This is a genomic window from Martinezella rhizogenes (genome assembly GCF_027460065.1).
GTDB classification, from domain to species: domain Bacteria; phylum Pseudomonadota; class Alphaproteobacteria; order Rhizobiales; family Rhizobiaceae; genus Agrobacterium; species Agrobacterium rhizogenes_C.
In genome coordinates, this window is record NZ_JAPYZZ010000003.1 from 339,613 (window position 1) to 349,089 (window position 9,477).

The 9,477-nt window shown below is 60.5% G+C and carries 9 protein-coding genes; 8 read left to right on the forward strand and 1 reads right to left on the reverse strand.

Features of this window, described 5'->3' with window-relative positions; translation table 11 throughout:
• Window positions 1–4: 4 nt before the first annotated feature.
• Both O8B93_RS08105 and O8B93_RS08110 read left to right on the forward strand, forming a co-directional pair.
• Window positions 5–1,738, forward strand: a complete 1,734-nt coding sequence (locus tag O8B93_RS08105; RefSeq protein WP_269709320.1) for a M14 family metallopeptidase — start codon at window positions 5–7, stop codon at window positions 1,736–1,738.
• Between the two features lie 119 nt (window positions 1,739–1,857).
• On the forward strand, window positions 1,858–2,682 hold the full coding sequence (locus O8B93_RS08110) for an AraC family transcriptional regulator (RefSeq protein WP_269709321.1): 825 nt from the start codon (window positions 1,858–1,860) through the stop codon (window positions 2,680–2,682).
• An 84-nt stretch (window positions 2,683–2,766) separates the two neighbouring features.
• Here the strand turns inward: O8B93_RS08110 and O8B93_RS08115 are convergent, their stop codons facing one another.
• Window positions 2,767–3,141, reverse strand: coding sequence for a hypothetical protein (locus O8B93_RS08115; protein WP_269709322.1), 375 nt, complete (start codon window positions 3,139–3,141; stop codon window positions 2,767–2,769).
• Window positions 3,142–3,485: 344 nt separating this feature from the next.
• On the opposite strand from O8B93_RS08115, the gene O8B93_RS08120 reads away from it, so the two are divergent.
• The 6 genes from O8B93_RS08120 (at window position 3,486) to O8B93_RS08145 (ending at window position 9,455) form a co-directional block, all read left to right on the forward strand.
• On the forward strand, window positions 3,486–4,658 hold the full coding sequence (locus O8B93_RS08120) for an ABC transporter substrate-binding protein (RefSeq protein WP_269709323.1): 1,173 nt from the start codon (window positions 3,486–3,488) through the stop codon (window positions 4,656–4,658).
• Between the two features lie 90 nt (window positions 4,659–4,748).
• A complete protein-coding gene (locus tag O8B93_RS08125) occupies window positions 4,749–5,612 on the forward strand; it encodes a branched-chain amino acid ABC transporter permease (RefSeq protein ID WP_269709324.1) in 864 nt (287 codons plus the stop codon).
• A gap of 1 nt (window position 5,613) precedes the next feature.
• Window positions 5,614–6,621: a branched-chain amino acid ABC transporter permease gene (locus O8B93_RS08130; RefSeq protein WP_269709325.1), complete on the forward strand. Its 1,008-nt coding sequence runs from the start codon at window positions 5,614–5,616 to the stop codon at window positions 6,619–6,621.
• Complete coding sequence (locus O8B93_RS08135) at window positions 6,618–7,382, forward strand: ABC transporter ATP-binding protein (RefSeq protein ID WP_269709326.1); 765 nt, start codon at window positions 6,618–6,620, stop codon at window positions 7,380–7,382. Before O8B93_RS08130 ends, O8B93_RS08135 begins: the two co-directional genes overlap by 4 nt.
• On the forward strand, window positions 7,363–8,079 hold the full coding sequence (locus tag O8B93_RS08140) for an ABC transporter ATP-binding protein (RefSeq protein ID WP_269709327.1): 717 nt from the start codon (window positions 7,363–7,365) through the stop codon (window positions 8,077–8,079). The genes O8B93_RS08135 and O8B93_RS08140 overlap by 20 nt, the downstream gene beginning before the upstream one ends.
• Before the next feature lie 446 nt (window positions 8,080–8,525).
• Complete coding sequence (locus O8B93_RS08145) at window positions 8,526–9,455, forward strand: IS110 family RNA-guided transposase (protein ID WP_269709328.1); 930 nt, start codon at window positions 8,526–8,528, stop codon at window positions 9,453–9,455.
• The last annotated feature ends 22 nt before the right edge of the window (window positions 9,456–9,477 follow it).

Here is a 9,477-nt window from a genome sequence, read left to right on the forward strand (position 1 = left end):
CCAGATGAGCCAGATTTTCGATCAGACCTTCGAGCGCACGCTGGATACGCTTCTCGCTCGCGCCATGCCCGGCCAGTCCTTCGAGGCATGGACCTTCGATGACGTCAAAAGCCGCCGCGAGACCGAAGAAAGGCTGAAGAAAAAAGGCGTCAGCGCCCGCATCCGCAGCGCCTACAAACCGCTTCTCTTCACCTTTCTGGAAGAGATCAATCTGGATGGCGTCGATACCATAAAGGTGCGTTACCCAGTACACGTAAATGCGCCCGCAAACCGTTTCCGGCTGGAGGCCTATCCGCTTGCGGCTTTAGTGGGCGATACCAAGATCGATTTCATCGCCCGCGACGACGACGCCTTCCATTATGACGTGACGCTGAGCCGCAACGGCAAGCAGGAAACCCTGAAGGTTCTGGCCCCAAACCGGGTTCATACCGATATCGTCGGCGAAACCAATGTCTCGCCAACCGGCTGGTTACGGCTCGCCGGCGATGCTGCGGGCGAGCGGCTGGAAACGGATTACGAGCGGCTTTTCGAAGCGGCGATCCATGCCGTTGCCAACCACGGCTGGGGCGATGAGGAGCCCTATTTCGAAGAACTGAACATCCGCGTGGCGCATCCGGCCGAAGACCTGCCGCTTTCCGTCGGCGATGAGGTCGTCAGCCTGCGCGAAGCGCTGCATGAGGATTTCTATTTCTCCCTCCTGGAGTTCTTCCAGAAGAAATCCGGCCGCCCGCTGGGTGACCGCGGCCTGAAGCCCGGCCAGATCGTACCAGAAATCGTCAAGAGCGCAGGCGAAGTCTCGTTGCGCATCGAGACCCGCGCGCTCAGCACCACCTTCCTCGATAGCGACAATCAGCCGATCGATAAAGCACGGGAACCGGTTGCGGCAAGCCAACTGGCGGAACTGCTGGCGGATATCGGCTGCGAGACCTTCGAGGCCCGCTCGCGCGCCGGCCGCGTCCTCTCCGCCCGCTACGTGGCCGGCAGCGATGCCGCCGTGATGGTGAGTGGCGGCCAGCACCCCAACGAGACGACAGGCATCGTCGGCGCCATCCGTGCCGCCCGCAAGCTCGCGGAGCGCAAGGGCGCGCATTTCACCATCTCACCGCTGGAAAATCCTGACGGTTATGCCCTGCACCAGCGGCTGCGCATCGACAATCCGCGCCATATGCACCATGCGGCGCGTTACACCGCTCTTGGTGATGACCTCGAATATCGCACCCCGGAAAATTCGGGCGCGCATCTCAACGAGAAGGAAATCCGTTTCAAGGCGCAGGAGATGAGTGGCGCGCGCCTGCATGTGAACCTGCACGGTTATCCCTCTCACGAGTGGACCCGGCCTCTATCCGGTTATGTGCCGCGCAATTTCGCCATGTGGACGCTGCCGAAGGGGTTCTTCCTCATCATCCGCCACCATGCGGACTGGGAAAGACAGGCCGAAGCGCTGCTCGACCGGGTGACCCGCCATCTCGGCGCCATTCCAGGACTTCTGGACTACAACAACCGCCAGATCGCGCTTTATGAAATCCACGCCGGCGAAACCGGTTTCCGCATCATCAACGGCTTTCCGTGCCTTTCCTCCGTGGACGACCGCCACACCGTGCCGATGACGCTGATCACCGAATATCCCGATGAAACCATCTATGGCGACGATTTCATCACCGGCCACACCGCGCAGATGGAAACAGTTCTATCCGCCTATGATGCCTGGCAGGAGATTCTGTCACCACAGGTCGCCTGATGGAGCCCGCCGGAAACGGCGGTGGCAAAAGCGGCGGGAAAGGCGATAACAAGTCAAACCCGATCAAGCAGGAAGCGGAGCGGTTTTGCATGGTAAGGGCGTGAACCACAGGAGGCCCCATGCCCGCTCTCGACAAGCTCATCTGGCAGATCGAAACCGATCTGCACAAGGACCTGACATTGACGGTCCTGTCGGATCGCTGCGCGATCAGCACACATCACATGTGCCGGTTGTTCCAGCTTTCCACCGGCCTGTCGATCATGTCCTACGTCCGGGCACGCCGCCTTTCCAGGGCGGCGGAAACCATCGCACGGTACGATGGCGACATTCTCACCGCAGCACTTGATGCGGGATACGGGTCCCATGAGGCGTTCACGCGAGCCTTTGCGAATTATTTCAATGCATTACCGAGCACTGTTCGCAAGGCCCGATCAACCTCGTCCCTTGATCTCATGGAGCCATTAAAAATGAAAAACGACATGTTCGTCGAAGTCCAGCCGCCGGAAATGCGCCGTGCCGACGCCTTTATGGTTGTGGGTCTCAGCACCCCGTGCTCGCTGGAGAATAACAGCACCATTCCCGCCCTCTGGCAGCGCTTCAATCTGCGCGAAAGCGAGGTCGAGGAGGTGGTATCCGGGGCTGCTTACGGAGTGTGCAGCGCCGCCGATGAAGCCGGCAACTGCACCTATCTCGCCGGCGTCCAGGCGTTGACGAAAACCCCGGGCATGGATCATATCGAGTTGCCAGCGCAATCCTACGCGGTCTTCACCCATAACGGCCACATCTCGGATCTTCCCCGAACGGTCTACACGATCTGGAACAAGGCGCTGCCCGATGCCGGACTGAAAACCGCCGACTCTCCCGATTTCGAACGTTATGACCGGCGCTTCAATCCTGAGACCGGGCGGGGAAGCGTGGAAATCTGGATACCCGTCATCGCCTGAAACAATGGCCTGTAAAGACCATATGTCCCAGCCAGCGTTGGGGCATATGGTGCATGGGCCGCCGCCCAACCGGAGGCGGTCCGCTTATTTTGCCGACGCGGCGGTGGCGAGCTTCTGGTCCCGCTGCTTCTGCAGCAGCTTCTTGCCCTTGCTGAGAATATGCAGGTTGGCTGCATCGAGCTTGTTGTAACCCGCCTGAATGATATCGATATCGGCAACGTGGCCGATCGCTGCAAGCTTGTACATGACGTCGCCGACGGCCACATCGATGCTGGGCGCCGGCGCGGATACGGCATCCTTCACGGCGGCCTGCAGGTCCTCCACCGTTCCGCCCATGGCGTGATAGAGCGTCAGCGCCTTGCGCAGGAATGCCTCACGACGCTCGATCCTGTTGTTGAGCGTATTTTCCCCGACGCGACTGCGCATCAGCTCAACAGCTTTATTCTGATATTCGCCCATCAAGACACCAAATAAAGTTCCAAAATATGCTTGGCGAGACTACGAACAATCCCCTTAGAACTGGTTAAGGCATTGGTTTCGTCTCTACATCGTCACTATCCCGCGTTGAGTTTGCGCGAAACTGTTCTCACGACATGCCAAGTCCGTCGGCGGCCGTTTTTTTAGACTGGCAGCAGCGGCGCTTATCCATCACGGCGGTATGGAGTAGAACGAAATGCTGGCTTATTGATAACCGTCAGGTTATTTATCGCCCCCCTTATTTCATTTTACATTGGCTCTTTCACTCATCAATCTGGCAAGTCTGGATCGGTGGATGGGAGCCACGGATAAACTGGGAGGAAATCATGAAATTTCGGATCACCGTCGCAATCGCGGCCATCTGCTTCAGCTCTGCCGCTTATGCAGAAACGATCAAGGTGGGCGTGGTCGGGCCGTTCTCCGGCCCGTTTGCGCTGCAGGGCAAGAACTTCAAGGCCGGCATTGACGCCTGGTTTGCCCTGCACGGCAACAAGGTCGGCGATGACACGGTCGAGGTCGTCTATCGCGACGTGCCGCAGGCCGATCCGGCGCAATCCAAGGCGCTGGCGCAGGAGTTGGTGGTGAAGGAACGTGTGCAATATCTTGCCGGTTTCTATTTCACCCCTGACGCCATGGCCGTCACGCCGCTCCTGAAACAGGGCAATGTGCCGATGGTCATCATGAATGCCGCCACCTCGGCCATCGTGACGAAGAGCCCCTATGTGGTGCGTACCTCGTTCACCACCTGGCAGACCTCCACCCCCATCGCCAAGGTGGCCTTTGATGGCGGTGTGAAGAAGGTCATTTCGCTGGTCAGCGATTACGGCCCGGGCGTCGATGCCGAAAATGCCTTCAAGGCGGCATTTACCGCCGCCGGTGGCGAGGTGGTGGAAACCATCCGCATGCCGCTTTCCACCAATGATTTCAGCCCGATCATGCAGCGCGTGAAGGATTCCGGCGCGCAAGGCGTCTTCGCCTTCCTGCCGTCGGGCCCGACCACGCTCGGTTTCGTCAAGGCCTTCAACGATAACGGCCTGAAATCCGCAGGCGTTAAGCTCTTCGCACCGGGTGACCTCACCCAGGAATCCGACCTGCCAGCGCTGGGCGAGGCCGCACTCGGCATGCAGACGACCTTCCATTACGCCGTCTCGCATGATTCACCTGAGAATAAGACCTTCGTGGAAGCCGCCACCAAGGCGATCGGTAATCCGAAGGAACTGTCCTTCCCTGCCGTCAGCGCTTTTGACGGCATGTATGTCATCAGCAAGATGATCGAGGCGACCGGCGGCAAACAGGATGCGGAAAAGGCAGTCGAGGCGGTGAAGGGTCTTTCCTGGACAAGCCCGCGCGGCCCTGTCAGCATCGATCCGGAAAGCCGCCACATCACGCAGAACATCTATCTGCGCGAAGTCGCCAAGGCGGATGACGGCAGCTATTACAACAAGGAAGTCCAGACCTTCGAAAAGCAGGGTGATCCGGGTCTCGCCGCCGCGAAGTAAAAGGCAGCTTTAGCAACGTTGTCGGGCTGCCAAAAGCGGCCCGTCTCCAGCCCGGATGGGCATCGCTGCACCGGGAGGAGTTTTTTCAGCATGCAGACCGTCTTCAGCATCCTCATCGATGCGCTTGCCTATGGCATGGTCCTGTTCATCATCTCCATCGGCCTTTCGGTGACGATGGGGCTGATGCGGGTTGTCAATCTGGCGCATGGCGCTTTCGCCATGATCGGCGGTTATCTCGCCTCCTATGCCGCCCACGGCCTTGGCCTCGGTTATGCTGCGGCAATCCTCGTCGCCATCGTCGGCACCATCGTGATCGCCATTCCGCTCGAGCGTTTCCTCTATCGCCGCATCTATGGCGCACCGGAACTGACGCAGGTGCTGATGACGATCGGCATCACCTTCTGCATCATCGGCATCGCCAATTTCGTGTTCGGGCCGACGCTGAAAACCATTCCGCTGCCGCAGCAGCTGGCCGGCCCCACCGATCTCGGCTTCCGCACCATCGCCACCCACCGCATCTTCGCCATCGCCTGCGGGCTGGCCGTGGCAGGTGCATTGTGGTTCACCTTCGAAAAGACCGCCTTCGGCATCAAGCTGCGGGCCGCTGTCGATAATGCCGCCATGGCCGCCGCGCTCGGCGTGCGCACCGAGATTATCTACGCCGTCAGCTTCGCCATCGCCGTTGGCCTTGCCGCCATGGGCGGCGTCATCGGCGCGGAACTGCTGCCGGTCGAACCCTATTATGCGCTGCGCTACATGGTCACCTTCCTCGTGGTGGTTTCGGTCGGCGGCGCGGGCTCCATTCCCGGCGCGCTGATCGCCTGCCTGCTGCTCGGCACCATCGATACGACCGGGCGGTATCTCGCCCCCGAATATGGCGAATTCTTCTTTTATCTGGCGGTCATCGTGATCATCACCTTGTTCCCGCGCGGCCTTCTCGGAAGGGCGAAATGAGATGGCGGTGCTCATGAACGACGTGACTGAAACGGCAGAGATCCCGAAGGCGCGCTCGCCGCTGCGCACGCTCGCGGGGCCGCTCCTCATCATCGCCGCGGCCATCATCGGCTACTTTCTGTTTCCAGATAATCTGGCACTTCTGACCCGCATCATCGCCATTGCGCTGCTGGTGCTGTCGATCGATCTCGTTACCGGTTATTGCGGCGTCGCCACGCTTGGCCATGCCGCACTCTTCGGCGCCGGCGCCTACGCCGCCGGCATCGCCGCCGCCCATTTCGAGATCACCGACCCGCTTCTCATGACCGTAATCGGCGCGACAGCCGGCGGCGTCGCCGGGCTGCTCTCCGGCACGGTTCTGCTGCGCGCCCATGGCCTGCCGCAGCTGGTACTTTCCATCGCCGTCATCCATTTGTTCCATGAGGCGGCCAACAAGGCATCGGGCTGGACAGGCGGCAGCGACGGTCTGTCAGGTGTTTCCCCGGACGCCCTGTTCGGCACCTTCGAATTCGACCTCTTCGGCCGCACCGCCTATATCTACGGCGTCTGTCTGCTGCTCCTTGTTTTCCTCGCCCTCAGGGTCGTGGTCAATTCGCCCTTCGGCATGTTGTGCCGTGGCGTCAAGCAGGACAGCATCCGCATTCAGGCCATGGGTGGCGCCGTCAACGGCACGATCTTGAAGATGTTCGTGATATCAGGCATCGTCGCCGGCATTGGTGGCGCGCTGAACGCCATCTCCACCCAGGTCGTCGGGCTCGACAGCCTCAGCTTCACGCTTTCGGCCGAGGGGCTGGTCATGCTGGTTCTCGGCGGCGCGGGCTCGCTTTACGGCGCGCTGATCGGCACCGTCACCTTCATGTGGTTCGAGGATGTGGTGTCCGCGGCCAATCCGTTCCACTGGCTCACCATTGTCGGCCTGCTGCTGATTGCCGTCGTGCTGTTTGCACCGCGCGGGCTTTACGGCGCGGGTGAACAGATCATCGCGCGCCTGCGGGGAGATCGCAAATGAGCGCCATTTTCGAAGTCTCCGGCCTGCAGAAGAATTTCGGCGGCCTTGTCGTCACCAACAACGTCTCGCTGTCGCTTTCGCCGGGAGACCGCACGGTGCTGATCGGTCCCAATGGCGCCGGCAAGACGACCTTCGTCAATCTCGTCACCGGCAATATCAAACCCTCAGCCGGCACGGTGCGCATCGCCGGCGAGGACGTCACAAACCTCAGCGCCAGCCAGCGAGTGAAGCGCGGCCTCGTCCGGTCCTTCCAGGTGACCCGGCTGTTTCAGGACATGACGCCCGAGGAACATGTGGCGCTCGCCATTCTCCAGCGGGAAGGCAAGACCGGCCGGATTTTCGGCAGATACCGCGCCATGCCCTCGGTCATGAACGAAGCACGCGATATTCTTGGCACGCTTGGCCTTCTGCCGCTTGCCGAAACAAGGGTGCGTGAAATCGCCTATGGCCAGCAGCGGCTGATCGAGATCGCGCTTGCCATGGCGCTTCGCCCGAAAATCCTGCTGCTCGATGAACCGGCCGCCGGCGTGCCTTCCACGGAAACCGCGCGCATCGAACAGGCGCTCGACCGGCTGCCCGCCGATCTCGCCATATTGATGATCGAGCACGACATGGATCTGGTTTTCCGCTTCGCCAAACGTGTCGTGGTTCTGGCGGCCGGCGCCGTCATCTTCGATGGCTCCCCTGATGATGTCACCAGCAATGCGGAAGTCCGCCAAGCTTATCTCGGAAGTTACGCCAATGCCCGCTGCGCCGCTTGAAATCGCCAACCTCACCGCCGGTTATGGCCCGACAAGGGTTATCGAGGGCCTGTCGCTCTCCGTGCCCTCGGGCTCGCGTTTTGCCGTTCTCGGCCGGAACGGCGTCGGCAAGACCAGCCTCTTTGCCACGCTGGCCGGCCAGACGAAACGTTTTGCCGGCGATATCCGCATTGGCGGACAGGACATCGCCGCTTTGCCGAGTGCTGCCCGCGCCAAGGCCGGCCTCGGTTACGTGCCGCAGACGCGGGATGTTTTCCCGACGCTGACCGTCGAGGAGAACCTCTTCGTCGGCCTCAAGACCCGTCCGAAATCGGCCATCGAGGAAGCTTACACGCTGTTTCCGCGCCTGAAGGAGCGCCGCCGCAATCTCGGCTCGCAACTTTCCGGCGGCGAACAGCAGATGCTCTCCACCGCCCGCACCATTCTCGGCCAGCCGCGCGTGCTGCTGCTCGACGAACCGCTCGAAGGCCTCGCTCCCGTCATCTGCGAAGAACTGATGGCCGCCTTCTCCAAACTCGCCAAATCCGGCGAAATGACCATTCTCCTCATCGAACAGCGCATCCAGATGGCCATCGACTTCGCCGACCACGCCATCATCATGGAACGCGGCCGCATCGTCTGGGAAGGGCCGTCGAGCGAGCTTTCTGAGAACCCTGGTATTATCGACACGCATCTCGGGGTTGGCGGGCTGCACTGAGCCACCCTCCCCCTTGTAACTTGATTTCGTCGCACTGTGATATTGTCGCTCGTGCGGTTGTGGATGGAAGACCGATCCCCCCTGGGGACATTGATCCCGTGAATGAGCCAGGGTCTCCATCCGCCTTTTCATCGAACCCGAACAGTCGCCGGGGCCGCTTGCGTGTGCGAAGCCCGATTAGGCAAGGATGGGATAAGATGGATAATATTGTTGGCATCGATGTTTCCAAGGACCGTCTGGATGTGGCGTTGGCAGTATNCCCTTGTAACTTGATTTCGTCGCACTGTGATATTGTCGCTCGTGCGGTTGTGGATGGAAGACCGATCCCCCCTGGGGACATTGATCCCGTGAATGAGCCAGGGTCTCCATCCGCCTTTTCATCGAACCCGAACAGTCGCCGGGGCCGCTTGCGTGTGCGAAGCCCGATTAGGCAAGGATGGGATAAGATGGATAATATTGTTGGCATCGATGTTTCCAAGGACCGTCTGGATGTGGCGTTGGCAGTATCGGGCATGGCGTTCTTCGTCGAGAACAGCCATGCCGGGCTCGATGATCTGGCGCAGCGTCTCAAAGACGTTCATGCCGATATCGTCGCGCTGGAAGCCACCGGCGGCTTCGAGACGCTGGCCGTGGCAAAGCTTTCGGCGGCCGGATTTGCGGTGATTGTGGTCAATCCGGCGCAGGTGCGTGCCTATGCCAATGCCATCGGTCGCCGTGCCAAGACCGATGCGGTCGATGCGGCAGTGATTGCCGCTTTCGTGTCTGCCACCAAGCCACAGATCCGGCCTCTGCGTGATCAGCAAACCCAGCTTTTATCGGCACTTGTCGACCGCAGGCGGCAGATCGTGCAGATGATCGTGGCCGAAGAGAACCGGTTACGCATGGCGCTGGAGAAGGCGACCCGCAAAAGCATTCAGCGCCTGCTTGCCGCCCTGCGTCGGGAGGTGGACAGCATCGATGCGGAGATGGACGATCATATTCGCAAGTCGCCCCTGTGGCGCGTGCGTGAGACGCTGCTGACGTCGGTACCCGGTGTCGGTCCCGCAACCGCCCGCACATTGCTTGCCGAGATGCCGGAACTGGGCAGTCTCGACCGGCGTCAGATTGCCTCTCTGGCGGGGCTGGCGCCATGGACCCGGCAATCGGGAACATGGAAAGGCAAGAGCTTCATCGGTGGTGGCAGGGGCAAGGTCCGGGCGGTGCTGTTCATGGCAGCTCTCGTCGCCATCAGGCATAACCCGACCCTCAAAATCTTTCGTGATCGCCTCGTTCAGGCAGGAAAGCCTAAAATAGTCGCCGTCGTCGCAACCATGCGAAAGCTCCTGACAATCCTAAACGCCATCATCAGAGACAACAAACCATGGCAAAACGCTTGACATCAAAGACAGTCGCTCATTC